Consider the following 26,317-nt stretch of genomic DNA (forward strand, 5'->3'; position numbering starts at 1 on the left):
CCTCAGGTGCCGTAGGCGCGTTGCGGCGCGGTGGCCGTTTCTGCCGCGCGGGTCAGCACGGCGGCCACGGCATCGCAGTCCGTGAGTGAGAGGCGGGCAGGCAGGCGGGTGTCGCAGGCGCGCATCAACATCGCGCGGGTCCGCGGCAATTCGGGCATCTCGGGCAGGAACTGCCAGTTCCAGTAGGCGCGGGCATTGTCGCGGCTCAGGCCAAAGACCTGCACCTTGACGCCCTCGGCCTCGGCGGCATCGACAAAGGCACGCACTTCGGCGTCGCTCATGCCGCACAGGTTGAACTGCAGCGAATCCGGCGCGCGTTCCTCGGGCGCCAGTTTCGCGGGAACCTCGATCCAGGGGCTCTGATCGATCCGTGCCGCGACATGGTCATGGTTGCGGCGCCCGTCCGTCACACGCCGGTCGATATGCGGCAACTGCGGTCGGATCACCGCCGCCGAGAGGTTCGACATGCGCAGGTTGTACAGCGGCAACCGGTTCTGCCAGCGGGCAAAGGCCTCTTCCAGTTCGGCGGTATTGTCGCCCGCGCGCAGGTGCTTTTTCCAGGCGTGCTCGTAGGCGCCCGACAGGATCACGGCGCGGGCCACCAGGTCGGCGTCATCGGTCACCAGAATGCCGCCTTCGCCGGCATTCACCAGCTTGTAGCTCTGAAAGCTGAAACAGCCGACACGGCCCAGAGTGCCGATCTTGCGCCCGTGCCAGGTGGTGCCCAGGGAATGCGCCGCATCCTCGATCACCGGCACACAGGCCTCGGTGCACAGGGCCAGGATCGCGTCCATGTCCGAGGTATGGCCGCGCATGTGGCTGACGATGACCGCCTGAACGCCGGGCAGGCGGGCGGCGAAATCCTTCATGTCGATGCGATAGTCCTCGCCCACTTCGCAGAGCACCGGCACCAGTCCCGCGTGCACGATGGACGAAGGCACGGCAGCAAAGGTGAAGCCGGGGATCATGACGCGCGCGCCCTTCGGCAGGTCCAGCGCCTCCAGCGACAGGAACAGCGCCGCCGAGCAGCTCGACACCGCAAGCGCGTATTTCACGCCCATGAACTCTGCGAATTCGCGTTCCAGCAGGGCGACGGGCGCATCCTCGGGGGCGGTGTAGCGGAACAGGTCGCCGGACTGCAAAAGGCGGTCGATCTCGGCGCGGGCCTCGGCCGGGATCGGCTCGGCATCGTGCATGTTCGGAAGCATGTTTTCAAAATCCTGAAGCTCGGTTTTCGAAAATGTAAATCAGTTAAGGGTCTGAGGAAAGCCCCAAAGCGTCGCATTCCGCCGGGCCGGATCCCTGCGACGCCGCGTTTTCCGCAGCCGAAACCGCGCCGGACCCTGTCACGGGATCCGATCGGCTCGTCCGGATTGCCAGGGTAATCGCCGGGCTACAGTCCCAGACGGTCGCGCATCGCGTACCAGGTCATCGCCAGCACCAGCAGCGGCGACCGGAACGCCGGCCCGCCGGGAAAGGCGGGGCTGGGCAGGGCGGCGAAAGCGTCGAACCCCGCCGATTGCCCGCGCACCGCCTCGGCCATCAGCTTGCCGGCCTGCACCGCGTTGCCCACCCCGTGCCCGGAATAGCCAGAGGCCGACAGCACGTTCGGGGCCAGCCGCGCCAGGTGCGGCAGGCGTTTCATGGTGATCGCCAGCGTCCCGCCCCAGGCATGGGTCAGCTCCACGTCGCGCAGATGCGGAAAGATCTCCAGCATCGGTTTGCGCACCGTCGCGCGGATGTCCGCGGGGAACCTGTAGCCATAACTCTCGCCCCCCCCGAACAACAGCCGCCCGTCCGGCGACAGGCGGAAATAGTTGACGACGAAACGGTCGTCGGACACGGCGATCTCTTCCGTCAAGACCCGCGCGGCCTCCGCCCCCAGCGGCTCCGTCGCCACGACGAAGTTGTTGATTGGCATGACCCGCGCGGCCACCTGCCGGTCCAGCCCGCCCAGGTAACCGTTGCAGCCCAGCACAAGGTGATCCGCCACCACGCGCCCGGCCTCGGTCTGCACGGTCACGCTCTTGCCCTGCCGGATATGATGCACATGGCTGCGCTCGTGGATCCGTGCCCCGGCCGCCTCGGCCGCCCGGGCCAGACCCAGCGCCAGCTTGAGCGGGTTCAGATGGGCCGCCCCCCGGTCCAGCACCCCGCCGCGATAGGCGGGCGAGGGGCAGAGCGCGGCAAATCCGTCCCGGTCCAGCACCTCGAGCCCATAGCCGTACTGCCGCGCCATGTGGTCCGCGTAGTCGTGCAACTCGCGCACCGAACCGTCCGAAGACCCGGCCCAGGCGATCCCCGCGCGCAGGTCGCAGTCGATGCCGTGCCGCGCCGCCAGGTCCCGCACCAGCGCCTTGGCCTCCTCGCCCAGCTGCCAGAACCGGCGCGCGTCGTCGCGTCCCACCATCTTCTCCAGCTTGACCTGATCCTGCCGCTGCCCGCTGCCCAACTGCCCGCCGTTCCGCCCCGAGGCGCCGAACCCGACCCGGTGCGCCTCGACCAGCGCCACGTCCAGCCCGGCCTCCGCCAGGTGCAGCGCCGCCGAAAGGCCGGTGAACCCGCCCCCCACCACGCAGACATCCGCGCGCACCTCGCCTTTCAGCACCGGGTAAGGCGGCAACTCCGGCGTCACCGAGGCATACCAGCTCTCGGGATATTCCCCGCGTCGGTCATTGGAAAACAGCAGGTTCACGCCGCACCTCGTGGCTTCTTCTTTGCAGAAATACTCCGGGGGTTTGGGGGCAGAGCCCCCATTCCGCCAACCTGCGCGCGCGTCAGCGCGCACCGCCGGATCACACGTTCAGCAGCAGGTGCTCGCGCTCCCAGGGAGAGATCACCTGCAGGAATTCCTCGTATTCCGTGCGCTTGACGATGGAATAGACCCGCGCGAATTCCGGCCCCAGCACCTCGTGCAGGGCCGTGGCCCCGTCGAAGACGTCCAGCGCCTGGCCCAGGACGCGGGGAATGTCGCCTTCGCCCTCGTAGGCATCGCCGCGGAACTGCTTGGACGGGCGCCGCTCTTCCATCAGCCCCAGGTAGCCGCAGGCCAGCGAGGCCGCGATGCCCAGGTAGGGGTTGCAGTCCATCCCCGCCAGCCGGTTCTCCACCCGCCGCGCGTCGGGGCCGGACAGGGGGATGCGGATGCCGGTCGTGCGGTTGTCGCGCCCCCATTCCAGGTTGATCGGGGCCGCATGGTCCTTCACGTAGCGCCGGTAGGAATTCACATAGGGCGCCAGCACCGCGATGGCCGAGGGAAGATGCGCCTGCAACCCGCCGATGAAGTGGTAGAAGGCATCCGTTTCCCCGCCCTGCGGACCGGAAAACAGGTTCTGCCCGGTCGCCAGGTCCAGCACCGAATGGTGGATATGCATGGCACTGCCCGGCTCGTCGGCGATGGGCTTGGCCATGAAGGTGGCGAAACAGTCGTGGCGCAGCGCCGCCTCGCGGATCAACCGCTTGAAATAGAACACCTCGTCCGCCAGCTTGACCGGCGAGCCGTGCCGCAGGTTGATCTCCAGCTGGCCGGCGCCGCCCTCCTGCGTGATGCCGTCGATCTCGAACCCCTGCGCCTCGGCGAAATCGTAGATGTCGTCGATGACCGGGCCGAACTCGTCCACGGCAGTCATCGAATAGGCCTGGCGCGCCGCGGCGGGGCGCCCGGAACGTCCCATCATCGGTTCGATGTCCTTGGCCGGGTCGACGTTGCGCGCCACCAGGTAGAATTCCATCTCCGGCGCCACCACCGGCTTCCAGCCCTGCGCCTCATACAGCGCGACCACGCGCTGCAACACGTTGCGCGGGCTGAAGGGCACCGGCTCGCCATGCCGGTCAAAGGCGTCGTGGATCACCTGAAGGGTCCAGTCGCCGGTCCAGGGGGCGGCGGTGGCGGTGGTCATGTCCGGTTTCAGGATCATGTCCCGTTCGATGAACCCCTCGTCCGAGGCGGCCTCGCCCCAGTCGCCGGTGATGGTCTGGAAGAAGATCGAATCCGGCAGGTGGAAATAGCCCATCCGGGCGAATTTCGACGCCGGCACCGCCTTGCCCCGCGCGATCCCCGGCAGGTCCGAGACGATGCATTCGACCTCGTCCAGGCGGCGCCCCTCCAGGTAGGCGCGGGCCGGTTCGGGCAGGGTTTCGGTCCAGTCTCTCGGGGCACTCGTGTCCACGGGGTGTCCTTTGCGTTTCAGGCGGCGCTTTCCGGCAGCCGCTTGTGTTTCAGGAAATAAATCAGGTCGTCGATCAACTCGGCACTGTCCAGAGGCGCATCCAGCCCCGCCTCGGCCTCATGCAGGATCTCGTCCGGCACCACGCCGGGGCCGCGCGTGTCCAGCAGCCCCTTGGTAAAGGCGCGGTCGAACTCGGGATGCGGCTGCACCGTGTAGGCCTTGCCCGGATAGAGCAGGGCGGCATGGCGGCAGAAGTCATTGCCGGCCAGCGTCACGGCGCCCTCGGGCGGCTCTGTCACCTGATCCTGGTGCCAGGCCATGACGGTTCTCGGCCCGCGTCCCTCGAAGTCATAGGTCTGCGGTCCGACCGCCCAGCCGCCGGGATACTTGACCGCCGTCCCTCCCAGCGCCTGCGCGATCACCTGGTGTCCGAAACAGATCCCCACCAGCGGCCGCTCCGCCGCGACGATCTGGCGGATCAATTCCTCCAGCGGTGCCAGCCAGGCGTGGTCCTCGTAGACCCCGTGGCGCGACCCGGTGATCAGCCAGCCGTCGGCGGCCTCCGGTCCCGGCGGGAACTCTCCGTTCACCACGGCCCAGGTTTCAAATTCGAACCCGGCGTGGGACAGGCGGTCGATGAACATCTCCGGGTACTGGCCGTGTTCCCTGGCCAGTTCCGGCACCACGATGCCCGTCTGCAAGATACCGATTTTCATGAGACACCCATGTTCCTGGTCCGCAAGCTAGGCGCGCGCCGCGCGCCCTGCAAGATCAGACCGTATCCAGGTAAAGGTCCATCTGCTCGTGCTTGGTCAGCTCGTCGAGGTCGCGCAACTCCTGCCGCTTGGTCAGGACAAAGTTGCGGATCAACTCCTTGGGAAAGATCCGCGGCATCAGCGGGCTTTGCGCAAAGGCCTCGATGGCGCTGCCCCAGTCGCGTGGGATATGCGGCAGGTCCTGGTCATAGGCGTTGCCGGTGATGCGCGCCGGCGGTTCGGTCTTGTCCTCCATCCCCATCAAGGCGGCGCCCAGCATCGCGGCCAGCGCCAGGTAGGGGTTCACGTCGCCCCCTGCGACCCGGTGTTCGATCCGGCGCGCCGCAGGCGGGCCCGAGGGCACGCGCACCGCCGCCGTGCGGTTGTCATAGGCCCAGCAGATCGCCGAGGGCGCGTGCGACCCGGGCACGATGCGTTCATAGCTGTTCAGATGCGGTGCATAGACCAGCGCGCTGTCCGACAGGGCGGCAAGGCAGCCACCGATCGCATGGCGCAGCGCGTCGGTGCCCTCCGGTCCGCCGTTGTCAAAGATGTTCCTGCCGTCTTCGTCCAGCACGCTGAAATGCGCGTGCATGCCGTTGCCGGAATAATCCTCGTAGGGTTTCGCCATGAAGCTGGCGGCAAAACCGTGTTTCCGCGCCAGCCCCTTGACCAGCATCTTGAACAGCCAGGCATCGTCGGCGGCCTTCAGCGGGTCCGCCTGGTGCATCAGGTTGACCTCGAACTGGCCCAGCCCCGCCTCCGAGATCAGCGTGTCGGCGGGGATGTCCATGACCTCGCAAGCCTCGTAGAGGTCGGTAAAGAAGATGTCGAAGGCATCCAGCGCCCGGATCGACAGCACCTCTGCCGCGTCGCGCCGCTTGCCGGAGCGTGGGCTGACCGGCACCTGCAGGCGCCGGGTGCTGTCATCGATCAGGTAGAATTCCAGTTCCACCGCCACCACCGGGGTCAACCCCTTTTCGGCAAAGCGTTTCTGGATGAACGAGAGCGCATGGCGCGGGTCGCCCTCGAAGGGGCGGCCGTCCTCGTGGAACATCCAGATCGGCAGCAGGGCGGTGGGCGCCTCCAGCCAGGGCATGGGCACAAAGCCGCGTTCGGTCGGGAACAGGATCGCGTCGCGGTCGCCGCTGTCAAAGACCAGCGGGCTGTCGGCGATGTCCTCGCCCCAGATGTCGACGTTCAGCGCCGAAAAGGGAAAGCGCGTGCCGTCCTTGAGCATCTTGACGGCGCTGGGGATGGGCATGCGCTTGCCTCGGGCGACGCCGTTCACGTCACAGGCGGCGGCGCGGATGGTACGGATTTGCGGGCGGTCGTGCAGCCAGTCGGCGCTGGGGGCGGGCATGGGGAACTCGTGCTTTCAGAATTTGATCAAATTCATAGGCGAGCCCGCGCCATTGGGCAAGGGGGGCGTTCACGGCGCGCCGCGGGCTGGCGCAGGGCGCCCGTCTCGCGGACATGTTTCGGGCAGGGTTAACCGTTTCTTGCGCGTTTGTACGTTTTGCCGGAATCGACGTACGTTTTGTACAAAACGTACACAACCAGAGCCTCAGCGGATCAGGTTCATCCGCATCTTCAGCCGGCCCCGGACCTCCTGCGGCAGGTGCCGGTTCAGCCGCCGGTTCACCAGCCCGAAGACCGAGATGATGACCAGCGTGACAAGGATGAAATACCCGGCCAGGATGGGGTAGGGCACGAAGGGGTTGAAGGTCTTGTCGGCAAAATAGTTGGCGTAATACAGCGCGTCGCCCTTTTGCCGCCAGGCCGGAAAGCCCGAGAAATAGACCAATGTCGTGGCATGAAAGAGAAAGATCGCCTCGTTCGTGTAGGCAGGCCAGGCCAGCCGCAACATCGTGGGCCAGGTGATCTTGCGGAACTTGGTCATCCCCGAGAACCCGTAGGCATCCGCCGCTTCCGTGTCACCCTTGGGGATCGACAGCAGCGCGCCATAGAAGATCTCTCCGGAATAGGCGGCCGTGTTCAGGAACAGGACGATCGCCGCCCCCAGCCAGGCCGAGGTGAGGGGATCAAAGACGGGCGAGACGGATTTCAGGCTGAGGAACGCGAAATAGGCAAAAAAGAACTGGATAAACAAGGGGCTGCCACGAAAGACAAATATGAACCACTCCGACGGTTTGCGCGCCAGCGGGTTCGACGAGGCCTTGCCCAGGGCCACCGCCGTGGCCAGGAAGAACCCGGTCAAGAGCGCGATGAGCCCGAAATAGACGTTCCAGATCATCCCCGAGCCGATCAGGGTGAACTGCTGGCACAGCGTGAAATCCTCGCGCGGCAACAGCCGCTCACCGATCCCGATGGAGCGCAGGCCATAGTCGGCGATGGTCTGCAAACAGCTCATGCCGCCTTCCTCTGCGCTTCACCGCCCGAGGTCGCCTGGCCGTGGGTCAGACGCTTCATGATCCGGTCCAGCACGATTTCGGACACCCGCGTGAACATCAGGTAGAAAACCAGCAGCGCCAAGAAATACCACATGCGCCAGTCGCCATGCGGGTAGTCGGTGAACCGTGCCGTCTTGGCGCCGCCCAGTTCGCGTGCCCAGTAGACGATATCCTCGACCCCCAGCAGGAACAGCAGTGGTGTCGCCTTGATCAGCACCATCCAGAGGTTCGACAGGCCGGGCAGGGCATAGACCCACATCTGCGGCACCAGGATGCGCCAGTAACACTGGCGCGGGCTCATGCCATAGGCCTCGGCCGTTTCCATCTGGGCACGCGGTACGGCCCGCATGGCGCCGAACAGGACGTTCGCCGCGAAGGCCCCGAAAACAATGGCAAATGTCAGAACCGCCAGGAAGAAGCCGTAGGTTTCATGGACCCATTGCGCGGCGTTGCCCAGGGGCAGCTTGGCCTCGGCGCAGACCACGAAATCATTGCCCTGCCGGATCGGCTGATCCCAGTCGGGGCATTTCGCCTTGTGCCGGATCCATTCAAAGAACTGGTCCAGGGCGATGACGAAGAACAGGAAAAAGGCGATGTCCGGCACGCCGCGGACAATGGCGATATAGCCGCGCCCCAGCCAGCTGAGCGGCAGGATGCGCGACCGCGCCGCCGACGCCCCGGCAAAGCCGAAGGCCAGCGCGGCCGGCGCGGTGATCGCCAGCAGCAGCAGGACCGTGCCCACCGACCAGTAGATGGCCATGTGCTTGCCCGTGGTCAGGTAGCAGGCCATCCAGCTCAGGCCGGAGAGCGTATCGGGGTCAGTGCAGAAACCGAACATCGCGGAACCTGACGGGGCGGGAGATTACCCCGCCCCACCTTTTCAGAACGTTGCGCCGAGTTCCCATTTCTCGATCAGCGCATTCAGCGAACCGTCGTCTTTCATCGACTGGATCGCCGCGTCGAACTTCTCGCGCAGTTCGCCATCGCTTTCGCGCAGGCCAAGGCCGATGCCGCCGCCGATCAGGATGTCCTCACCCACAAAGGCAAGGTCCGCGCTTTCCTCGGCGATGGGCGCCAGGTAGGCCTTGTCGGCCAGAACCGCGTCCGCCTCGCCGTTGCGCACGGCGGCGATGGTTTCGTCAGGCGTGGCGAATTCGACCAGCGTTGCGCCCATCTCGGCGATGTACGAGGCCTGGATCGTGCCTGCCTGAGCCGCGAAGATGCCGCCCTCCATGTCGAGGTCCATGCCTTCCATCGCCAGGAAGGCGGACGGGTCGGGCTGGGTGTAGTTCTGGGTGAAGTCGATGACTTCGTCACGCTCGTCGGTGATCGACATGCCGGCGATGATGGCGTCGTAGTTGCCGGAGACCAGGTTGGGGATGATCGAATCCCACTCGTTCGTGACCCATTCGCAGGTCAGTTCCGCGCGCTTGCACAGCTCGTCGCCAAGCTCGCGCTCGAAGCCGGCCACTTCGCCGTCGTCGTCGATGTAGTTGTACGGAGGATAGGCGCCCTCGGTGCCGAGGCGGACCACCGAATGGCTTTCCGCGAAGGCCGCACCGGCGAGCATCGCAAGTGCCGCGGTTCCGATCAGAAGCTTTTTCATGTCGTTACTCCCTGGTAGGTTCTGGCGGCTGTCCCGCCGATTTTAGGATGCTGGCCCTTTTGGCCTAGGCATGAACGGTCGACTTCAGGAACCCCTGCAGCCGTTCCGATTTCGGCGCGCCGAAGAGCGTTTCCGGCGGGCCCTGTTCCTCGATCAGCCCCTGGTGCAGGAACACCACGTGGTCGCTGACATCAGAGGCCATCTTCATGTCATGGGTCACGATCAGCATCGTGCGCCCTTCCTGTGCGAGCGACTTGATCACCCGCACCACTTCCTGCTCCAGTTCCGGATCCAGCGCGCTGGTCGGTTCGTCGAAGAGCAGCGCCTCCGGCTCCATGCAGAGCGCGCGGGCAATGGCGGCGCGCTGTTGCTGGCCACCCGACAGTTGCGCCGGGTAGACGTCGCATTTGTCGCCAATGCCCACCTTGTCCAGGTAGCCGCGCGCGGCCTTTTCCACCTGCGCCCGGTCGCGGCCCAGCACCGTGACCGGCGCCTCCATCACGTTCTGCAGGATGGTCATATGGGCCCACAGGTTGAACTGCTGGAACACCATCGACAGGTTCGTTCGGATACGCAGCACCTGCTTGGCATCCGCCGGGCGGCGGTTGTGGCCCTCGCCTTTCCAGTGGACGGGTTCGCCCTTGAAGAGGATGTCGCCCTGTTGGCTGTCTTCCAGCAGGTTGCAGCAGCGCAGCAGCGTGGACTTGCCCGAACCGGAAGATCCGATCAGCGAGACCACGTCGCCCTTGCGGGCCGTGATGTCGACTCCCTTGAGAACTTCAAGAGAGCCATAGGCCTTGTGAAGGTTGCGGATTTCGATGACGGGCGTGTCGGACAAGCGGAGCCTCGGGCAGATCGCAGGATGCCCGGTATCAACGCGCAAACCTGCGGGCTTGGCAAGGGGGCCAAGGGCAAAAAGTCCTGTTCTGACCTTCGGTCAGGCGGGCATCGGCGCCGCAAGGGGCAGGCTTCGATAGCTCTCGGCCCCGACCTGGGCCAGTCCGACCGGGCCGCCCATGATCCGGCGGTCCTCGACTGTCAGTGCGTCCAGAGCGGCGGCGAAGGCCTCTCGCAAGGGCGCCGGATCCGTCCCGGGTGCCGCAATCAGGGCCAGACCGGGTGTCGGCGCGCTGCGGTCGATGACCTTCAGTGACGCCGCGACATCGGGCGCAACCTGTTCCAGTATACGCCAGCTCACCGCGTCGATATAGGCGACATCGGCCCGGCCTTCGGCCACCGCGGTGGCAGAGGCGCGGTGCGCCCCGGTTTCGAGGTATCCTGCAAAGTTATGGCCGCGGGTGCTGCCCCACCCTGACTGGCTATCAGCGGAATTGTAGGCAAGCCGTAGATCCGCGCGCGCGCGGGCCTCGTCGGGCCGGGTGACGACGACCGAATGATACCAGCCGGGGGGCGTGTCCGGCAGGGCAAAGTCGATCGAGGCGACATAAGTGACCCGTTCGGCGAAGGTGGTCGCAAAAGGCAGGCCGCAGACATGGGACAGGACCAGGTCAGGGGCGCCCCAGTGCGCGTACCAGTCGGCAGGCAGATCCTCGGGTGGGGTGATCGGGGGCAATTGGGGCAGGCGCGCACGCATGTCATCCCAGAATCGCGACCAGGCGGTGGCGTTCTCGGGCCACCAGTACATCGGAAGGCTGGCAATCATTACTTCTTCTCGACCCGTTGCCGTGCCAGGGCGCTGTCACGGTCGTTGATCCCCAGGAGATTGGACACAAGCCTGAGCAGCGCGTCTTCCTCGGCCTCGCGCACGCCATCGGCCAGCACCACCTGCCAGAGCGCCTCGATCACTGCGATACGGTCCTCGTAGGGGACGGCATCCTTGATCGCGCGGGTAAAGCGCACGGTGTCCGGCGCCTCGGATTCCAGTCCCTCGCCCTCGGAGCGCAGACGCGCAGCCTCGAAGGGCGACAGGCCGTAACGGGTGGCGATGATCCGGTCGATACGGTCCCTTTCGCTGTCATCGAAGGTGCCGTCGGACCGGGCGACGCGGACCAGCAGCGCGGTGAGCGCGAGCCGTGCGTCCTCGTCGGGAAGTGGGGCGGGATCGGTCGCCGTCAGGCGCTTGAGGAAATCTGCGAACATGGTCGGGGATATAAGCCCGGTTTCGGGCGGGCACAATTCCTCAGGGGATCACGGCCGCACTGCGCGCCGCCTCGTTGTCATGTGGCGCGACGCCAAGCGCCTCTTCGACCAGGTTCACCAGCGCGGCCTCGCGGGCGTCGGTGATTCCGTCCGCCCAGGCCACCTGCCAAAGCGCCTGCACGGTTTCGACGCGGTGGGCATAGTCCACGTTCTCGCGGATCAGCGCCGTCATCCTCGCGTCGTCCTTGATCTCGCGGGCCAGCCTTTCGCAGGTGGCGCGCATCTTTGCGGCCTCCACCGGGTTCAGTCCGAACGCCGTCGACAGGGTCCGGTCGATCTGGCTGATTTCCTCGAAGAGATAGGTGTCGTCCGCCCGCGCGACGCGCACCAGCAGCGTGCCAAGCGCCAGCTTGGCATCCGGTTCCGGCAGCGGTGCTGGCTGGCGCGGACCGTGGTGGAAAAAGGCTTTCAACCGCTCGAACATGGCCGGCCTCCTGATGGTTCGGCAATGGAGTAGCATGGTGCCAGAGGTCGCGTCACCTGCCCGTTGAGCCGGTCTTGGCGAATTGGGACGAGAGTGGTTTCAGTGCCGCGTCCAGCCCCCACGGCGGGTTCACGACAAAAAGGCCGGAGCCGATCATGCGGTGTCCGTCCCGGGCGGGTGGAAAGCGGACCTCGTGGCGCAGGGCCGCGGGGAACTCGGCCTCGAGCTGGCGCAGCATGGGCACATGTGTCCCGTCCCGCAGCAGCGGATACCAGAGCACCAGGATGCCCACGTTCCATTTCCGCGTGAGGGCCTGCATGGTCCGGGGGACGCTGGCGTAATCGGCTTTCACCTCCCAGCTTGGGTCGATCAGCATCAGACCGCGCCGCGGGGTCGGCGGGCAGAGGCTTTGCGCCATCTCATAGCCATCCTGCCTGTAGACGCGCGTGTTCGGCGCCCGCACAGCACTGGACAGTGCCTCGTGCTCTTGGGGATGCAGTTCGGCCAGGTGCAGCCGATCGTCTTCGCGCAACAGGCTTTGTGCGATCAGCGGAGAGCCGGGATAGGCAGAGGGCCCCCTTTCGTCCCGCACCGTTTTCAGTGCCCGGGCATAGGGATGATCCGCGCCAAACCAGTTTTTGGCGCGGGCGATCCCCTGCGCGGCCTCGCCTGTCTTGACCGCTTCGGCGCCTTCAAGGTCGTAGAGCCCGCGCCCGGCGTGCGTCTCGATGTAGCTCAACGGTTTCGGCTTGCGAGTCAGGTAGTCCAGCATCCACGCCAGCGCCGCGTGCTTGTGCACGTCGGCAAGGTTCCCGGCATGATAGGCATGTTGATAGGACAGCATGCGAGCGGCCTAAGAGTTTGCGGCGGGGCTGGCAAGGGCCATTGGGGCTGGCCGCTTGCGCATCACCCGCAACCCGGTATCACATAGGGGGTGATGACCCCGAGGGTCCTGATGAGGCGGAGTGAATGGCACAGAGCGGCGCGCAGGGTGTGGTCGACCGCGAAGCGCGGGAAAAGGAGCTGCTGGAATACCTGCGCGTCTATGTCATGATCTGGCAAAAGATCGATTTCATCTGGGGCATGTTCCTGACTTCCTACATCCCGATTTTCGGGTTCCTGCATTTCTACCAGGGCGAGATGGGGAGTAGTTTCGCCGGGATGTTCGTGCTGGCCGTCGCCTTTTTCACCTATGTGAACGGGCAGGCTCTGCGGCAGCACTATGACATCGCCATCACCATGAGCCGTGAATTCCGGCGTCTGAACCGGTCTTTTCCGGACATCAACGGGGCGCTGATCCGAACTGCGCAGGACAACCGTCCCCGCCTGGTCTGGGTCACGCATGGGGCGGCCTTTGCCGGGATGCTCTACATGATGGCGGGGCGGATCGGGACGGGGTTCTGCGCTGCGGGCACGGCAGAGAACGGCTGGGACTGTATCCTCACGCTGGTTTTCGGCTGAGGCGACGTTCACCCAGAAACCAGAGTTCCAAGAGCGCGAGGTAGGGCAGGTAGAAGGCCCAGACCATCGCGCGGTCGAAGGGGCCATAAAAGTCATCCACCCCGACGCCGCCCGTCGCGGCGAACCACAGCCCGTAGTGCAGGCGATAGAGGTAGGAGCCCACCGCCAGCACCATCAGCCGCAGCGCCCAGCGGCGGTGTCGGGTCACGTCCTTGTCGATGGCATAATAGACGGTGTTGGCCGCGGCGAGGATCATCAGCACGCCATAAAGCGCGAACCAGCCTGACATCCAGGCGCCGCCGATGGTGCCCTGCAGCGCGATATAGAGCAGGCCTGCGAGGCCGGTGAAAATGGCCGTCGTGGCAAGCGTATAGCCCGAGAGCCGGTGCAGGCGGGGCGCCCGGTGGCGGATCATGGGCAGGATCTGTAGCGGCACGGTGGCGGTGATGATCGCGCCGCTGATCATGTGGGCGTAGATGGCAAGGTTCGAGAGAAGTGCGCCGGGATGAAACAGCCGCCCCAGCGCCTCGGGCACGCCTTGCAGCGCCAGCACCGGCCGGGTGAGTGCGTGCCAGGCAAAGGGCAGCACCATCAAGACCAGGAGCACCAGCAGGGCAGAGGGCAGGGCGCGGCGGAACATGGCGAAAGGGTAGGGGTGAGCGTGCTAGCCTTGCGCGAAGCTCCAAGCGCGGAACAAACCCGCAGGGCGCCGCGCGAGCGTCATGCTGAAAGCATGCCTGTGGCATGACGCACCCGTCGTACCCAAGGTGCGCCGTTGATGATTGGCGCGCCTCCGGCGAGACGGGGGCGCTTTGGTTGGGTTGGATGCTGATCTTTGAGGGGGAGAGGCGTCTTGAAAGGGCGCCAATGTCGCCTTTCAGCCCTGAAAGGGTGGAACCCCAGCCCAAGAATGTATCGCGAAAAGGTGCACCCGGTCAGGTACCGGAGCGCCTTGCCGAGAGTCGGCGCCCGCCGAGCCTGTTTAGGGGGGAGAAAATAGCTGAGTATACAATCGACTAAAACCGCGTGCATTTCCCAACCGTTACAGCGGGCGTATTGTCATTGTTATCCACGCCGTCTGTGTATCCAAATGCGTAATAGTCCGCGAACCTTAGAGTCTCTTTGTTGAAAATGAGCCAGCCAAACTTCTCGCACATCAAAATTCCGCTAGAGGAAAAACCATCCGCGCAATAGCCGGTTGGATATTCTTTCCCGACTTCAAAAACATAATAACTGGCGTATTGTTTGAATGGTTCGCTTGGGGGCGTACTGGTAATTATGAACGGCCCCCCGGGACTAAAGCGTGTCCCGACCCACTTGCGTGGGTTCTCTGCGAAGGATACGCCGCCCGAAGCTTCAGGGCTACATATAAACTGTTCGGCTTGGAGAACGGCGGGAAGCAAGCAAACCAAAATGGTTGCGCCAAAAGTGTCGAAGTTCCTTCGAAACCTTGAAAATCTTCCCCTCGCCATTACTTACACCAGCCTACTAACCTCTTTCGCCGCCCGCACAAAATCCCTGAACAGCGGATGCGGGTCAAAGGGTTTCGACTTCAGCTCGGGGTGGAACTGTACGCCGATGAACCAGGGGTGGTCGGGCCATTCCACGATTTCTGGCAGCTTGCCATCCGGGGACATGCCCGAGAAGCACAGACCGCTGGTTTCCAACTGCTCGCGGTACTTGATGTCGACCTCGTAGCGGTGGCGGTGGCGTTCGTCGATGGCCGTCTTGCCATAGACCTTGGCCACCTTCGAGCCTTCGGTCAGCACGGCGTCATAGGCGCCCAGCCGCATCGTGCCGCCCTTGGCGTCATCCGGGCGGCGGTTGACCTTCTCGTTGCCCTGCACCCATTCCTTGAGGTGATAAACCACGGGTTCGAAACGCTTTTCCCCAGCCTCGTGGTCAAATTCCTCGGAGCCCGCCTTGGCCACCCCGGCGACATTGCGCGCGGCCTCGATCACCGCCATCTGCATTCCAAGGCAGATGCCGAGGTAGGGCACCTTGTGCTCGCGGGCGAATTGCGCCGCCTTGATCTTGCCCTCGGTCCCGCGCTCGCCAAAGCCGCCGGGGACGAGGATGGCATCGAATTTCTCCAGGTGCGGCGCCGGGTCCTCGCGGTCGAATATCTCGGCATCGACCCATTCGACCCGTACCTTGACCCGGTTCGCCATGCCGCCGTGGGTCAGTGCCTCGGCGATGGATTTATAGGCGTCCTCCAGCTGGACGTACTTGCCGACGATGGCGACGTTGACCTCGCCCTCGGGGTTGTGGATCCGGTCGCTGACATCCTCCCATTTCGACAGGTCGGGCTTGGGCGCCGGGCTGATCTGGAAGGCGTCCAGAACCGCCTGGTCCATCCCCTCGCGGTGATAGGCCAACGGCGCGTCGTAGATCGACGGCAGGTCCTGCGCGGCAATCACGCTGTCGGGGCGGACGTTGCAGAACAGCGCCAGCTTCTCGCGCTCTTTCTGCGGGATCGGGCCTTCGGACCGGCAGACCAGGATATCCGGCGCAAGGCCGATCGACCGCAGCTCCTTGACGGAGTGCTGGGTCGGCTTGGTCTTCAATTCGCCGCTGGCCTTGATCCAGGGCAGCAGGGTGAGGTGCATGAAGACACATTGGCCGCGCGGCTTGTCCTGGGAAAACTGGCGGATCGCCTCGAAGAAGGGCAGGCCCTCGATGTCGCCGACGGTGCCGCCGATCTCGCAGAGCATGAAATCGACCTCGTCCTCGCCGATGGAGATGAAGTTCTTGATCTCGTCGGTGACGTGGGGAATGACCTGAATGGTCTTGCCGAGGTAGTCGCCGCGGCGCTCCTTCTCCAGCACATTGGTATAGACGCGGCCCGAAGAGATGGAATCGGTCTTGCGCGCAGGGACACCGGTAAAGCGTTCGTAATGCCCCAGGTCGAGGTCGGTTTCCGCGCCATCGTCGGTGACAAAGACCTCGCCATGTTCAAAGGGCGACATCGTACCGGGATCGACGTTCAGATAGGGGTCCAGCTTGCGCAGGCGGACCGAAAAGCCGCGTGCCTGGAGAAGAGCGCCAAGGGCAGCGGAAGCCAGCCCCTTGCCAAGCGAAGAGACCACACCGCCGGTGATGAAGATGAAGCGCGCCATCTGGGTAACCCCGTGATTTTTGCAGGCAATTGCCTGCGTTCCTGCAAGTTCAGACGCGGCTTGTACCGGATGTGGCACCAGCTGCAACACGGGATTTGACACATAGTGGATTCGCGCGGATTTGTCCAGATGACCGCTAGATGCTGTTGCGCAGCATGGGCAATCTGCAAGGGGTTGTAGGCGGTCTGACGCCGTGTCGCGCTGTTCCCGCCGGTCTGCATTCCCGGGGCGGCAGCGATCTTGCGTTCCGAAATCTGGGCCCTGCGCGGACTGGCAAAGGCCCTTCGGAACAGCGGCAGCCCGACACGCGCGATACAGGACATGGCGTTGGAGATGTCCCATCCGAGACCTTCAATGGCCAAGCCCAGGCTGAACTCGAACGACGGACGGTTGTGACCGTGCGGAACGAAAAAGGCGGCCAAAAAGGCCGCCTTTGCGTCAATACCCTGTGTCGCGTCAGTCCGCGCGCGGAACCAATGGCGCGTCGCCGTCCTGCGCCGAGGGCGGGGGGACAAGCGCGTTCGGGTCGATTCCATCAAGCCCGGGGGCCGGGGCCGGCGCATCAGTGGCCGGCTCCTGCGTTCCGAGACGGTCGAGGATCGAGCTGCCCGAGGCGTTCTGGGCGGCAATGATCGTCAGCGTGATCGAGGTGATGATAAAGCCGACAGCAAGGATCCAGGTCAGCTTGCCAAGCGCGGTCAGCGGCGCACGCTGGCTCATGGCTCCGCCACCACCGCCGATCCCCAGGCCGCCGCCTTCGCTGCGCTGAAGCAGCACGACGCCGATCAGGCCGAGAGCCAGAAGAAGGTGGACGATGAGGATGACGTTTTCCATGGGGCCTGCGCCTGTTGGGTCGGTTTCGGCTCATGTAGGCGAAGCGTTGCGCCGGTGCAAGCAATGAAACCGCAAGCCAGCCGGTGCTGGCCGGTCACTCTGCGGGTTTCGCGGGCGGGACGCCAAGCGACATGCAGGCGGTTGGAGCCTCCGGACTGCCAGCCGTGCAGACCACGCACCAGTCCTGGCCGGGGATGCAGCAGTTCACCACGGTCGGGCGGTTGGTGTGTTTCCACGGTGCGCCGTCCTCGGCTTCGCACTGGGCAATCAGCTCGGCGGCCCGCGCGTCCGTGAGATCGAATGTGACGACGGCTGAGGCCGGTCCGGCGCCAAGTGTCTGGGCAAGCACGAAGGCGGACCCGAGACGGGCTTTGGTCATGAAAAGTGGTTTCCTTGCGATGGGTCAGGACTTTGGTGACCGTCGCACAGCGGACGGTGTCTGTCACGCGCGGCCGCGCCCCTGCGGGATGCTTGCGTGGGCGGGTGCATCAGGGCAAGCTCTGTACATGCCCCACGATCACGCCGACGACGCCCCGCCGCATAGTCTCTTGCCGCCTGACCCAGAGCTGCGTGTGAAGGCGCTGGAAACGCTTTTGACACGCAAGGGGCTGATCGATCCCGCCGCGCTGGACGAGATCATCGAGACCTATGCCCACAAGGTCGGCCCGAGGAACGGCGCAGCAGTGGTCGCCCGGGCATGGATCGATCCGGATTTCCGCAAGCGTTTGCTGAAAGATGCGACGGCGGCGGTGGCCGAGATGGGGTTCACCGGGCGGCAAGGCGAACATGTGGTCGCGGTAGAGAACACGCCGGAACAGCACAACATGGTCGTCTGCACCCTGTGCAGTTGCTACCCTTGGCCGCTGCTTGGGATCCCGCCGGGCTGGTACAAGTCCGATGCCTACCGGGCAAGGGCGGTGCGCGAGCCGCGCAAGGTGCTTGCCGATTTCGGCTTGACCTTGCCCGAGGGGCAACGGGTGCGCGTCTGGGATTCGACCGCCGAGGTTCGTTACCTCGTGCTGCCGATGCGCCCCGTCGGGACGGAGGGACTGGACGAAAGCGCATTGGCGGCGCTGGTCAGCCGGGACGCGATGATCGGCACGGCGCTGGCGGAGGCGCCCACATGAGCCGGGTTCATGACATGGGCGGGCGGTTCGGTGACGGTCCGGTGCGGCCGGAGCCCAAGGACGCACCCGTCTTTGCCAGGGACTGGCATGGGCGCGCGCTGGCGGTGACCCTGGCGGCCGGGGCGTTGGGGCAATGGACGCTCGACAGGTCGCGCTTTGCCCGTGAATGCCTTGCCCCTGCCGATTACCTGGCGTTTTCCTACTATGAGAAATGGCTGGCCGGGCTGGCGGACTTGCTGGTGGCCCAAGGGGTGGTCACGCGAGACGAACTGGCGGGAGCCGATCCGGCGCCGTCGCCCTTGGCTGAGCGCAGGCTGCGGGCCGAGTCGGTGGCCGGCGCGTTGGCGCGCGGAGGGCCGGTCGTGCGCGACGGTCCCGCGTCGCGCTTTGGGCCCGGCGATCGGGTGCGCACGCGTCGCCCGGCGCGCAATCTGGCCGTGACGGGCGGACATACGCGCCTGCCAGGCTATGCCGCCGGGCTGCACGGTGTGGTCGAACGCGTGCATGGCTGCCATGTTTTTCCCGATACAAACGCACATGGATTGGGCGAACGGCCGGAACCGCTTTACACCGTGGTCTTCGACGCGGCCGATGTCTGGGGGAGGGCGGAGGTGCCGGGGGATACGGTCAGTTGCGATCTCTGGGAAAGTTACCTGGAGCCAGAGACATGACCGAGCCGGTCTTTGAGGCGCCCTGGCATGCCCAGGCTTTTGCGCTGGCCGTGTCGCTGGAAGCGGGCGGGGCGTTCACATGGCCGGAATGGACGCAGACCTTTGGCGCGGTGCTGGCGCAGCATGGCCTGTCGAAAGAGCTGGACGGCGGCGATGATTATTTCGTCGCCTGGGTTGCGGCGCTGGAGCGGATCTGTACCGAGAAGGGGATCGCCGGGGCCGAGGACCTGCGCGCGCTGCGGGCCGCCTGGGAGGATGCCTATACAGCAACGCCGCACGGAGAGTCCGTGCGGATCGGTTGAGCCTCAGACCACGCGCCGCCCGGCAACGTAGGTGGCCGCGATGGCGCGGTCGTCGCCCATCATGATCGTTGGAAACAACGCCTCCCATATGTCACCCGCCCGTGCGCTACGCTGGGCAATGGCCGGGGTCGAGGCGAGGTCCAGTGCGATGAAATCGGCCTCGTACCCCGGGGCAAGGCTGCCGATGCGGTTATCGAGTCGGAGCGCACGGGCTGAGCCCGTTGTGGCCAACCAGATCAGTTCCGCCGGGTGCAGGGCGCGCCCGCGCAATTGGGCGATCTCGTAGGCGGCCGCCATGCTGCGCAACATGGAAAAGGACGATCCGCCACCGGTGTCGGTGGCAAGCCCCACGCGCTGGCCCGCGCGCGTCAGCCCGTCCAAGTCAAACAGACCGGAACCGATGAAGGTGTTGGAGGTCGGGCAATGGACCAGTGCGGCACCGACTTCGCGCAGCCGGTCCATTTCGCGCGGCTCCAGGTGGATGGCATGACCATAAAGACCGTTTGCGCCCAGCAGGCCGTGTGCCTCGTAAGTGTCGAGGTAGTCACGCGCCTGCGGAAACAGCAATCGAACCCAGGCAATTTCGTCGGTCTGCTCGCTGAGGTGGGTCTGCATCAGGCAGTCCGGATGTTCAGCCCATAGCGCGCCGAGGGCCGAGAGCTGTTCCGGCGTCGAAGTGGGCGAAAACCGGGGGGTGATGACATAAGAGGCGCGGCCCCGTCCGTGCCAGCGGGCCAGCAGCGTCTTGCTGTCGTCATAGGCGGATTGCGCGGTATCGCGCAGCCCGGCCGGCGCGTTTCGGTCCATGCAGGTCTTGCCACCCAGAACACGCATGCCACGCGCCTCTGCCGCCTCGAAAAAGGCATCCACCGACGCCGGATGGATCGTGCAGTAGCTGCATACCGTGGTTGTGCCCTGCGCCAGCAGAAGATCGAGGTAGCGGCCCGCGATTTCCGAGGCATAGCCCGGGTCGCCAAAGCGCATTTCCTCGGGGAACGTATAGGTGTTCAGCCAGTCGATCAGCCGCTTGCCCCAACTGGCGATGATCGCGGTCTGCGGGTAGTGCGCGTGGGCATCGACGAAGCCGGGCAAGAGCAACGCCTGCCCGTGGTCCGTGATGCTGGCAAAGTCACCTTCACTCAGTGTCCCGACTTCGCCGACCTGGGTGATCACGCCGTCCTCGACCACCAGCGCGCCATGCCTGTGGTGCTGCGCGGCGCCTGGCCCTTCGACAAGAGGATCGGCGGTGAATGTCAGGGTCTGGCCCAGGTGCAGGTGACGTTTGCTCATGCAGAAAATCCTAGGCAGGTCGCGAAGAAAGGTAAATCGCCATAGTCCCCCTGTCGCCCGCCGACAGCTTGTCATAGTGTCGGGCTGAGACAGGTGGAGGGCAGGGCATGGCCGAAGAGCTGGAGGCAGAAACCACCGAGACCGAAGACGCCTATGCGCTGGACCGCAAGGCTGTTGCGGCGATTCTTTATGCGGTGGATGTCGAGGACAGGGAACAGCTGGTCGAGCTGATGGAGCCGCTGCACGCGGCCGACATCGCCGACCTGCTGGAACAGATCAACGCCTATGATCGCGGCAGGCTGATCCGCCTCTACGACAAGGAATTCGACGGTGAAATCCTGTCGGAACTGGACGAGGCGCTGCGCGAAGAGGTCTTTGCCGCGCTGACGCCCTCGGTTCTGGCGGAGGCGGTGCGAGAGCTGGACACCGATGACGTCGTCGACCTGGTCGAGGATCTGGAAAGCGATCAGCAGGACGCGATTCTGGATGCACTGGAGGCCGGCGATGCGGCCGCGGTCCGCCAGTCGCTGAGCTATCCCGAATTCTCCGCCGGGCGCCTGATGCAGCGCGAGGTGGTCATGGCGCCCGAACACTGGAGCGTGGGTGACGCCATCGACTACATGCGCAGCTCCGACCGGCTGCCGGAACAGTTCTATCATGTCGTGCTGGTGGATCCCCGGCTACGGCCCGTAGGCAACGTGACGTTGGGCAAGATCATGTCGTCGCGGCGCGATGTGCTGCTGAAATCCATCGTCGAAGAAACCTTTCACACCATCCCCGTCACGCGGGACGAGGGCGAAGTGGCCTATGCCTTCAACCAGTACCACCTGATCTCGGCGCCGGTGGTCGACGACAATGAGCGGCTGGTCGGCGTCATCACCATCGACGACGCGATGGCGGTTCTGGACGAGGAAAACGAGGAAGACATCCTGCGCCTGGCAGGCGTCGACGGCGAAAGCCGCCTTTCCGACCGGGTGATCGAAACGACAAAACGGCGCTTCCCCTGGCTGGCGGTAAACCTTGTGACGGCGGTATTGGCCTCGCTGGTCATCGCCCAGTTCGAGGCCGCCATCGCCCAGGTGGTGGCACTGGCGGTGCTGATGCCCATCGTGGCCTCGATGGGGGGCAACGCTGGCACCCAGTCGTTGACCGTGGCGGTGCGCGCGCTGGCGACCAAGGACCTGACCGGCGCCAACCTCTGGCGCGTGATCCGGCGTGAGGTCGCGGTGGGCCTGATCAACGGGTTGGCCTTTGCCGTTATCATGGGAATTGTCGGCATCATCTGGTTCGGCTCTTTCCAACTGGGCGGCGTGATCGCGACCGCCATGATCATCAATTTGGTCATTGCGGGGCTGGCGGGGATCGTGATCCCGGTGATCCTTGAAAAGGTTGGCGTCGACCCGGCGCTGGCCTCTGGCGCCTTTGTGACTACGGTGACTGACGTGGTCGGTTTCTTTGCATTTCTCGGGCTGGCAGTGCTGGTGTTGCTATGATGACGTTGGACGATCGCAAGGCGGCGGCGCGCAAGGCGGCCTTTGCCCGCCGGAAAGACGCTTTTGCAGGACAGGCGCCCGGCGCTGCGGGCAAGCTGAGCGAGGTTCTCGCGGGGTATCGCGGCGTGCCACTGTCCGGCTTTCTGCCGATCCGCACGGAAATCGATCCGGTGCCCGCAATGGCCGAGGCCGCGGCGCATGGCCCCGTCGGTGTGCCGGTGACCCAGGCCAAGGGGCAACCGCTGAAATTCGCGCGATGGGAGCCGGATTGCACGCTCGTCGACGGGCCTTTCGGGGCGCAAATCCCGGAGCACCAGGTTTATTTCGAACCGGAGGTGCTGATCGTGCCGCTGGTCGCCTTTTCCCGCGATGGCGGGCGCTTGGGCTATGGCGGCGGGTTCTATGACCGCACGCTGGAGATGCTACGGTCGCGGCGCCCGACCTTGGCGATCGGTTTCGCCTTCGGCGCCCAAGAGGATGCCGATTTGCCGCTGGAGGAAACCGACCAGCCGTTGGACCTGATCGTGACTGAGGCCGAGGTCATCACCCCGGCGCGGTAAACGCTCAGACCGGTGGCGGCGGCGTCTTGGCGCGCAGTTCCAGCCGCCGTTCCCGTTCAAAGACATATAGCCCGGAGGCGACGATCACCGCGATTCCGACCCATGTCAGCGGTGTCGGGAAATCGCCGAATGCAAAATAGCCGATCACCGTGGCTCCGACGATTTCCAGGTACTGCAGTGGCGCGATCGTGCCCGCCGGGGCCAGCCGCAGCGCATAGGTCAGGAACAGGTGAGAGATCGTCGCCACCACGCCGACCCCGACCAGCGTCCAGATCGCTAGACCCTGTGGCCGGACCGGATCGAACAGCGCGTTGCCCGTCCCCTCCATCAGCAGCAGGGGCGGCACGATCAGCGCCGTGGCCGCCAGCGCCGTGTGCCCTTGCAGGACAAGCGGATGCAGGCGCCGCGCCATCGCGCGGGTCATAAGCATGTAGATGGCGAAGAGCGCCGCCGTCACCAGTGGCAAAAAAGCCACCAGTCCCAGGTCGGAAAAGCTGGGTCGGATCACCAGCAGCGCGCCAGCAAAGCCCACGGCGCATGCGCTCAGCCGCCGCCAGCCGACAGGTTCCCCAAGGAAGACGGCGCCCATGAGGATCAGTACGAAAGGCTCGACGAAAAAGATCGAGATCGCGTCGGCGATGGGCATGTAGCGCAGCGCAGTAAAGAAGCAGCCCGTGGCCGCCAGCAGCGCGGCGGCTCGGGCCACGTGACGAGCCAGATCGCCCGGTGTGATCCTGTGGCTGTGACCCAGGGCCGCGGCCAGCGGCATCAGGATCACCACCTGGATAGCAAAGCGAAAGGCCAGGATCTGCGGCACGGGTACCTCTGCCGGGGTCGCCTTGGCCAACGCGTCCATCATCGGCGCAAAGGTGCAGAAGGCCAGCATGAAGAGGATACCGATGGTGGTTCGGTCTGGCGATGTGGTCATCTCGGCCCCTCCGTTGGTCAGCTCGAATCAAGAAACCGCCCGCGAGGAATGTCAAAGCGGTCGGGCCCGTTTTTCCGGGCCGTCAGGGCAGCAGGGTCAGCCAGACCCAGGCCGTCACAACCGACAGCGCCGTGGCGATCAGTACCGAAGAGGCCGCCACGCGGCGCGCGCGTCCGTACATGTTCGCGAAGACGTAGATGTTTACTCCGGGCGCCATGGCAGCCGTCAGAACGGCCGAGCGGAAGGGTTGCGTTTCCAGGCCAGTGATCGATCCCAACACCCAGGTGATCGTTGGATGCAGCAGCAGGGTGATCGCGCAGATAAAGGCGATCACCCGACCGTCGCCTTGCGGCCGATAGCGGAACAGAATGCCGCCGGTGGCAAAAAGCGCGACGGGCAGCGCGGTTTGGATCATCATGTCCAGCGCGTCACTGGCGGGGCTGGGCAGGTCGATGTTGGAAAGATTGGCCGCAAGGCCGAGGGCAATACCGATCACCAGCGGATTGCGGAACATGGCTTTGCCAACCTTGCCGGGCAGTGCCCTGTTCGACAGCCCGGCGGCACGGGCGCGCGCGATTTCCATCGCGGTGATGCCAAGGCCGTAGCAGAACGGAGAATGCAGCGCGATGATGACATAGTTGGGTTGCAGGGCGTCGCTGCCATAGGCGCGTTCGGTCAGTGCCAGGCCGATCATCACCGAGTTGGTGAACAGGCAGCAGAACCCGATGGCGACGGATTCCTCCCAGTCGCGGTCAAAGAGGTGACGCGCGCCCAGCAGGCCGGCGGCAAAGCAGGCCCCCGATCCGGTGTAGAAGCTCACCAGCAGCCAGGGGTCGAAATCATCGCCCAGTTCCAGGGTCCAGATCGCGCGGAACAGCAGGCAGGGAATGGCGAAGGTCTGGGTAAAGTTCATCAGACCATCCACCCCGGAGGCCGAGAACCAGCCGCGCCATGCCACGGCATACCCGGCACCGATGACGAGAAAGACCGGGAGGATGATGTCCAGGAGCGCCTGCATCTCAGCCCGTCTTGTTCCGTCGGGGCTCAGATCGCATGGCGAATGATCATGCCGTCATAGGCCGGCGTGACGTGGTCGGGTGTTTCCGCCTCCACCTCGGCATAATCGAGGTCGATGTGCATGTTGGTCAGCACCGCGCGCCGGGGGGCGGCGCGGGCGATCCATTCCAGCGCCAGATCGAGATGCGCATGTGTCGGATGGGGCGTGCGGCGCAGCGCGTCCAGCACCCAGCAGTCGAGGTTTTCCAGATGCGGCCACGCCGCGTCGGGGATGGTGGCCACGTCCGGCAGGTAGGCCAGGTCGCCGATGCGAAAGCCAAGCGCGTCGATGCTGCCGTGGTTGACCTCGAACGGGGTCAGGGTCACGGGCCCGCCGGCGCCCTCGATCGTGACGGGGCCATCGATCGTGTGCAGGTTCAGGATCGGCGGATAGGGTGAACCCTCGGGCTGGACGAAGGCATAGGCAAAGCGCGACAACAGATCGTCCTGAGTGTCGCCGTCGGCCCAGACGTTCAGCCGCTCTCGCGTGTTGAAGACGATCTGGCGCAGGTCGTCCAGGCCGTGGGTATGATCCGCGTGGGCATGGGTATAGACCACCGCGTCCAGACGCCCGATGCCGGCGTCCAGCAGTTGGTCGCGCATGTCGGGCGTGGTGTCGATCAACACGGAGGTCGTGCCGTCCTGCGTCTCGCGTTCGACCAGCATGGAACAGCGGCGGCGGCGGTTCTTGGGGTTTTGTGGATCGCAGGCACCCCAGTTGCCGCCCAGTCGTGGCACACCGCCGGAAGATCCGCAGCCAAGAATTGTGAAGCGCAATTCACCTGTCATGCAGCGCGCTCCCAACGGGCGGCCTTGGAGAAGAGCGCGTCGAAATTCGCCTCTGTCCGCGCGGCGAATTCCTCGTAGGGCAGGCCAAAGACCTCTGCACCTTTCTGCGCGGTATGGGCGACATAGGCCGGTTCGTTGCGCTTGCCGCGATGCGGCGGGGGCGCAAGATACGGGCTGTCGGTTTCCACCAGGATCCGGTCGAGCGGCGCACTGGCAAAGATGTCGCGCAGGTCCTGCGACTTGGGGAAGGCGGCAATGCCCGACATGGACAGGTAGAACCCAAGGTCCAGCGCGGCCTTGCCGAGCGCGGCACTGGAAGAGAAGCAGTGCATGACACAGGTGTATGGCTGCGCCTTGTATCCTTCCGTCAGGATACGGGCCATGTCGTCATCGGCGTCGCGCGCATGGATGATCAGCGGCAGACCGGTTTCCTGTGCCGCCTCGATGTGGATGCGCAGGCTGGTTTTCTGAACATCGGCGCTTTCGGCAGTATAGTGATAGTCCAGCCCGGTTTCGCCGATGCCGACGAATTTTGGGTGTTTCGCGAGGGCGACAAGCTCATCGACCGTGGCCATGGGTTCTTCGGCGGCGGACATCGGGTGTGTCCCGGCGGCGTAGAAGACCGGCGCATGCGCTTCGGCAATGGCCCGGACCTGGGGTTCGTTCCTGAGGCGGGTGCAGATGGTGACCATGCGATGCACGCCCGCGCGCAGGGCGCGGTCGATCACCTCGGGGCGCTCCTGGTCGAAGTCGGGGAAATCGAGGTGGCAATGGCTGTCTGTAATGGCGGGAACGGTCATGACGGCTCCTTGGTTGGGGGTGGTATCTAGGATGCCGTCGGGAGGGTCAAGGTGGGGCGCCGGTCAGGGGGCGCCCAATCCCAAGGGGCGCGCCACCGGGCGCGGCAGGAAAGGATCGGGCCGGACGAAGGGGCGTGCGATCGGGCGCAGCGCGGTCGCCGGAGCCTGTGCCGTGGGCGGGCCAAGCTCGGGGTCCGCGCGCTGCGGGTCAAGAGCGCCGAGAGGCGGCGCAGGCGTTTCCGGCGCCCGGTCGGGTCGTGGTTCGGGCTGTAGATCAGGTTCGGGTTGAGGGATTGGTTCCGGTTCCGGCGCAGGAGGCGTGGCCGGATCGGGGGGCGGCTCCGGTGCGGGTTGCGCAT

General features: G+C 65.2%; 28 protein-coding genes and 1 pseudogene. 6 read left to right on the top strand and 23 right to left on the bottom strand.

Going from position 1 to position 26,317, the window contains the following annotated elements; genetic code table 11:
* Positions 1-2 precede the first annotated feature (2 nt).
* The 13 genes from RBB42_RS16920 to RBB42_RS16980 form a co-directional block, all read right to left on the bottom strand.
* Positions 3-1,196: a DegT/DnrJ/EryC1/StrS family aminotransferase gene (locus tag RBB42_RS16920; RefSeq protein WP_306043419.1), complete on the bottom strand. Its 1,194-nt coding sequence runs from the start codon at positions 1,194-1,196 to the stop codon at positions 3-5.
* A gap of 197 nt (positions 1,197-1,393) precedes the next feature.
* Complete coding sequence (locus RBB42_RS16925; RefSeq protein ID WP_305970668.1) at positions 1,394-2,695, bottom strand: NAD(P)/FAD-dependent oxidoreductase; 1,302 nt, start codon at positions 2,693-2,695, stop codon at positions 1,394-1,396.
* A 100-nt stretch (positions 2,696-2,795) separates the two neighbouring features.
* Positions 2,796-4,169, bottom strand: a complete 1,374-nt coding sequence (locus RBB42_RS16930; protein WP_305970667.1) for a glutamine synthetase family protein — start codon at positions 4,167-4,169, stop codon at positions 2,796-2,798.
* 17 nt (positions 4,170-4,186) lie between these two features.
* Positions 4,187-4,885 carry a type 1 glutamine amidotransferase gene (locus RBB42_RS16935; RefSeq protein ID WP_305970666.1) on the bottom strand — a complete coding sequence of 233 codons (699 nt, stop codon included), beginning with the start codon at positions 4,883-4,885 and terminating at the stop codon, positions 4,187-4,189.
* A 55-nt stretch (positions 4,886-4,940) separates the two neighbouring features.
* Positions 4,941-6,287 (bottom strand): glutamine synthetase family protein, encoded by a 1,347-nt coding sequence (locus RBB42_RS16940; RefSeq protein WP_305970665.1) that lies wholly within the window; start codon positions 6,285-6,287, stop codon positions 4,941-4,943.
* Positions 6,288-6,491: 204 nt separating this feature from the next.
* A complete protein-coding gene (locus tag RBB42_RS16945; protein ID WP_305970664.1) occupies positions 6,492-7,298 on the bottom strand; it encodes an ABC transporter permease in 807 nt (268 codons plus the stop codon).
* Positions 7,295-8,176: an ABC transporter permease gene (locus RBB42_RS16950; RefSeq protein WP_305970663.1), complete on the bottom strand. Its 882-nt coding sequence runs from the start codon at positions 8,174-8,176 to the stop codon at positions 7,295-7,297. Before RBB42_RS16950 ends, RBB42_RS16945 begins: the two co-directional genes overlap by 4 nt.
* A gap of 42 nt (positions 8,177-8,218) precedes the next feature.
* On the bottom strand, positions 8,219-8,944 hold the full coding sequence (locus tag RBB42_RS16955) for a transporter substrate-binding domain-containing protein (RefSeq protein ID WP_305970662.1): 726 nt from the start codon (positions 8,942-8,944) through the stop codon (positions 8,219-8,221).
* Between the two features lie 64 nt (positions 8,945-9,008).
* Positions 9,009-9,782 (bottom strand): ABC transporter ATP-binding protein, encoded by a 774-nt coding sequence (locus tag RBB42_RS16960; protein ID WP_305970661.1) that lies wholly within the window; start codon positions 9,780-9,782, stop codon positions 9,009-9,011.
* Positions 9,783-9,881: 99 nt separating this feature from the next.
* The gene (locus RBB42_RS16965; RefSeq protein ID WP_306043418.1) at positions 9,882-10,607 is read right to left on the bottom strand and encodes a phosphate/phosphite/phosphonate ABC transporter substrate-binding protein; all 726 of its coding nucleotides are present in this window, start codon (positions 10,605-10,607) and stop codon (positions 9,882-9,884) included.
* Positions 10,607-11,044, bottom strand: a complete 438-nt coding sequence (locus RBB42_RS16970) for a tellurite resistance TerB family protein (protein ID WP_305972433.1) — start codon at positions 11,042-11,044, stop codon at positions 10,607-10,609. Before RBB42_RS16970 ends, RBB42_RS16965 begins: the two co-directional genes overlap by 1 nt.
* 40 nt (positions 11,045-11,084) lie before the next feature.
* On the bottom strand, positions 11,085-11,528 hold the full coding sequence (locus RBB42_RS16975; protein WP_305972432.1) for a tellurite resistance TerB family protein: 444 nt from the start codon (positions 11,526-11,528) through the stop codon (positions 11,085-11,087).
* A 52-nt stretch (positions 11,529-11,580) separates the two neighbouring features.
* Positions 11,581-12,372, bottom strand: a complete 792-nt coding sequence (locus RBB42_RS16980; protein WP_305972431.1) for a 23S rRNA (adenine(2030)-N(6))-methyltransferase RlmJ — start codon at positions 12,370-12,372, stop codon at positions 11,581-11,583.
* Positions 12,373-12,497: 125 nt separating this feature from the next.
* Between RBB42_RS16980 and RBB42_RS16985 the strand changes: the two genes are divergently transcribed.
* Complete coding sequence (locus tag RBB42_RS16985) at positions 12,498-12,989, top strand: hypothetical protein (RefSeq protein WP_305972430.1); 492 nt, start codon at positions 12,498-12,500, stop codon at positions 12,987-12,989.
* Here the strand turns inward: RBB42_RS16985 and RBB42_RS16990 are convergent.
* The 4 genes from RBB42_RS16990 to RBB42_RS17005 all read right to left on the bottom strand — a co-directional run bounded on the left by RBB42_RS16990 (position 12,970) and on the right by RBB42_RS17005 (position 17,321).
* Entirely contained in the window at positions 12,970-13,629 is a 660-nt protein-coding gene (locus tag RBB42_RS16990) for a DUF2306 domain-containing protein (RefSeq protein WP_305972429.1), read from the bottom strand. The genes RBB42_RS16985 and RBB42_RS16990 overlap by 20 nt on opposite strands.
* Positions 13,630-14,464: 835 nt before the next feature.
* Complete coding sequence (gene pyrG / locus RBB42_RS16995; protein WP_305972428.1) at positions 14,465-16,108, bottom strand: CTP synthase; 1,644 nt, start codon at positions 16,106-16,108, stop codon at positions 14,465-14,467.
* Positions 16,109-16,564: 456 nt separating this feature from the next.
* A complete protein-coding gene (gene secG, locus RBB42_RS17000; protein ID WP_305972427.1) occupies positions 16,565-16,942 on the bottom strand; it encodes a preprotein translocase subunit SecG in 378 nt (125 codons plus the stop codon).
* A gap of 94 nt (positions 16,943-17,036) precedes the next feature.
* Complete coding sequence (locus RBB42_RS17005) at positions 17,037-17,321, bottom strand: hypothetical protein (protein WP_305972426.1); 285 nt, start codon at positions 17,319-17,321, stop codon at positions 17,037-17,039.
* 127 nt (positions 17,322-17,448) lie between these two features.
* On the opposite strand from RBB42_RS17005, the gene nthA reads away from it, so the two are divergent.
* From nthA to RBB42_RS17020, 3 genes are read left to right on the top strand one after another with little or no spacing between them, the layout of a single operon-like run.
* Entirely contained in the window at positions 17,449-18,069 is a 621-nt protein-coding gene (nthA, locus tag RBB42_RS17010) for a nitrile hydratase subunit alpha (RefSeq protein WP_305972425.1), read from the top strand.
* A complete protein-coding gene (nthB, locus tag RBB42_RS17015) occupies positions 18,066-18,740 on the top strand; it encodes a nitrile hydratase subunit beta (RefSeq protein WP_305972424.1) in 675 nt (224 codons plus the stop codon). Before nthA ends, nthB begins: the two co-directional genes overlap by 4 nt.
* Positions 18,737-19,042, top strand: a complete 306-nt coding sequence (locus tag RBB42_RS17020) for a nitrile hydratase accessory protein (RefSeq protein ID WP_305972423.1) — start codon at positions 18,737-18,739, stop codon at positions 19,040-19,042. The genes nthB and RBB42_RS17020 overlap by 4 nt, the downstream gene beginning before the upstream one ends.
* A gap of 3 nt (positions 19,043-19,045) precedes the next feature.
* On the opposite strand, the gene guaD is transcribed toward RBB42_RS17020, so the two are convergent.
* Positions 19,046-20,332 carry a guanine deaminase gene (gene guaD / locus RBB42_RS17025; RefSeq protein WP_305972422.1) on the bottom strand — a complete coding sequence of 429 codons (1,287 nt, stop codon included), beginning with the start codon at positions 20,330-20,332 and terminating at the stop codon, positions 19,046-19,048.
* A 107-nt stretch (positions 20,333-20,439) separates the two neighbouring features.
* On the opposite strand from guaD, the gene mgtE reads away from it, so the two are divergent.
* Positions 20,440-21,825 carry a magnesium transporter gene (gene mgtE, locus RBB42_RS17030; RefSeq protein ID WP_305972421.1) on the top strand — a complete coding sequence of 462 codons (1,386 nt, stop codon included), beginning with the start codon at positions 20,440-20,442 and terminating at the stop codon, positions 21,823-21,825.
* Positions 21,822-22,385 (top strand): 5-formyltetrahydrofolate cyclo-ligase, encoded by a 564-nt coding sequence (locus tag RBB42_RS17035; RefSeq protein ID WP_305972420.1) that lies wholly within the window; start codon positions 21,822-21,824, stop codon positions 22,383-22,385. The genes mgtE and RBB42_RS17035 overlap by 4 nt, the downstream gene beginning before the upstream one ends.
* A 4-nt stretch (positions 22,386-22,389) precedes the next feature.
* Here the strand turns inward: RBB42_RS17035 and RBB42_RS17040 are convergent, their stop codons facing one another.
* From RBB42_RS17040 to RBB42_RS17060, 5 genes and pseudogenes are all read right to left on the bottom strand, one after another.
* Entirely contained in the window at positions 22,390-23,313 is a 924-nt protein-coding gene (locus tag RBB42_RS17040) for a DMT family transporter (protein ID WP_305972419.1), read from the bottom strand.
* A gap of 82 nt (positions 23,314-23,395) precedes the next feature.
* Positions 23,396-24,331, bottom strand: a complete 936-nt coding sequence (locus RBB42_RS17045; RefSeq protein ID WP_305972418.1) for an AEC family transporter — start codon at positions 24,329-24,331, stop codon at positions 23,396-23,398.
* A gap of 26 nt (positions 24,332-24,357) precedes the next feature.
* Positions 24,358-25,158 (bottom strand): MBL fold metallo-hydrolase, encoded by an 801-nt coding sequence (locus RBB42_RS17050; RefSeq protein ID WP_305972417.1) that lies wholly within the window; start codon positions 25,156-25,158, stop codon positions 24,358-24,360.
* Positions 25,155-25,958, bottom strand: coding sequence for a TatD family hydrolase (locus tag RBB42_RS17055; RefSeq protein WP_305972416.1), 804 nt, complete (start codon positions 25,956-25,958; stop codon positions 25,155-25,157). Before RBB42_RS17055 ends, RBB42_RS17050 begins: the two co-directional genes overlap by 4 nt.
* A 63-nt stretch (positions 25,959-26,021) precedes the next feature.
* A pseudogene (locus tag RBB42_RS17060) lies at positions 26,022-26,317 on the bottom strand (signal recognition particle-docking protein FtsY); the annotation flags it as partial.

Source organism: Mameliella sp. MMSF_3455, assembly GCF_030733205.1.
In the GTDB taxonomy this organism is placed as follows: Bacteria; Pseudomonadota; Alphaproteobacteria; order Rhodobacterales; family Rhodobacteraceae; genus Antarctobacter.

Bases quoted from the DNA above. Each gene is read 5' to 3' on its own strand.
- RBB42_RS16920 (WP_306043419.1), bottom strand. From the start codon at position 1,196: ATGCACGATGCCGAGCCGATCCCGGCCGAGGCCCGCGCCGAGATCGAC.
- RBB42_RS16935 (WP_305970666.1), bottom strand. From the start codon at position 4,885: ATGAAAATCGGTATCTTGCAGACGGGCATCGTGGTGCCGGAACTGGCC.
- RBB42_RS16940 (WP_305970665.1), bottom strand. From the start codon at position 6,287: ATGCCCGCCCCCAGCGCCGACTGGCTGCACGACCGCCCGCAAATCCGT.
- RBB42_RS16945 (WP_305970664.1), bottom strand. From the start codon at position 7,298: ATGAGCTGTTTGCAGACCATCGCCGACTATGGCCTGCGCTCCATCGGG.
- RBB42_RS16950 (WP_305970663.1), bottom strand. From the start codon at position 8,176: ATGTTCGGTTTCTGCACTGACCCCGATACGCTCTCCGGCCTGAGCTGG.
- RBB42_RS16955 (WP_305970662.1), bottom strand. From the start codon at position 8,944: ATGAAAAAGCTTCTGATCGGAACCGCGGCACTTGCGATGCTCGCCGGT.
- RBB42_RS16965 (WP_306043418.1), bottom strand. From the start codon at position 10,607: ATGATTGCCAGCCTTCCGATGTACTGGTGGCCCGAGAACGCCACCGCC.
- RBB42_RS16970 (WP_305972433.1), bottom strand. From the start codon at position 11,044: ATGTTCGCAGATTTCCTCAAGCGCCTGACGGCGACCGATCCCGCCCCA.
- RBB42_RS16975 (WP_305972432.1), bottom strand. From the start codon at position 11,528: ATGTTCGAGCGGTTGAAAGCCTTTTTCCACCACGGTCCGCGCCAGCCA.
- RBB42_RS16980 (WP_305972431.1), bottom strand. From the start codon at position 12,372: ATGCTGTCCTATCAACATGCCTATCATGCCGGGAACCTTGCCGACGTG.
- RBB42_RS16985 (WP_305972430.1), top strand. From the start codon at position 12,498: ATGGCACAGAGCGGCGCGCAGGGTGTGGTCGACCGCGAAGCGCGGGAA.
- RBB42_RS16990 (WP_305972429.1), bottom strand. From the start codon at position 13,629: ATGTTCCGCCGCGCCCTGCCCTCTGCCCTGCTGGTGCTCCTGGTCTTG.
- pyrG (WP_305972428.1), bottom strand. From the start codon at position 16,108: ATGGCGCGCTTCATCTTCATCACCGGCGGTGTGGTCTCTTCGCTTGGC.
- secG (WP_305972427.1), bottom strand. From the start codon at position 16,942: ATGGAAAACGTCATCCTCATCGTCCACCTTCTTCTGGCTCTCGGCCTG.
- RBB42_RS17005 (WP_305972426.1), bottom strand. From the start codon at position 17,321: ATGACCAAAGCCCGTCTCGGGTCCGCCTTCGTGCTTGCCCAGACACTT.
- nthA (WP_305972425.1), top strand. From the start codon at position 17,449: ATGCCCCACGATCACGCCGACGACGCCCCGCCGCATAGTCTCTTGCCG.
- nthB (WP_305972424.1), top strand. From the start codon at position 18,066: ATGAGCCGGGTTCATGACATGGGCGGGCGGTTCGGTGACGGTCCGGTG.
- RBB42_RS17020 (WP_305972423.1), top strand. From the start codon at position 18,737: ATGACCGAGCCGGTCTTTGAGGCGCCCTGGCATGCCCAGGCTTTTGCG.
- guaD (WP_305972422.1), bottom strand. From the start codon at position 20,332: ATGAGCAAACGTCACCTGCACCTGGGCCAGACCCTGACATTCACCGCC.
- mgtE (WP_305972421.1), top strand. From the start codon at position 20,440: ATGGCCGAAGAGCTGGAGGCAGAAACCACCGAGACCGAAGACGCCTAT.
- RBB42_RS17035 (WP_305972420.1), top strand. From the start codon at position 21,822: ATGATGACGTTGGACGATCGCAAGGCGGCGGCGCGCAAGGCGGCCTTT.
- RBB42_RS17040 (WP_305972419.1), bottom strand. From the start codon at position 23,313: ATGACCACATCGCCAGACCGAACCACCATCGGTATCCTCTTCATGCTG.
- RBB42_RS17045 (WP_305972418.1), bottom strand. From the start codon at position 24,331: ATGCAGGCGCTCCTGGACATCATCCTCCCGGTCTTTCTCGTCATCGGT.
- RBB42_RS17050 (WP_305972417.1), bottom strand. From the start codon at position 25,158: ATGACAGGTGAATTGCGCTTCACAATTCTTGGCTGCGGATCTTCCGGC.
- RBB42_RS17055 (WP_305972416.1), bottom strand. From the start codon at position 25,958: ATGACCGTTCCCGCCATTACAGACAGCCATTGCCACCTCGATTTCCCC.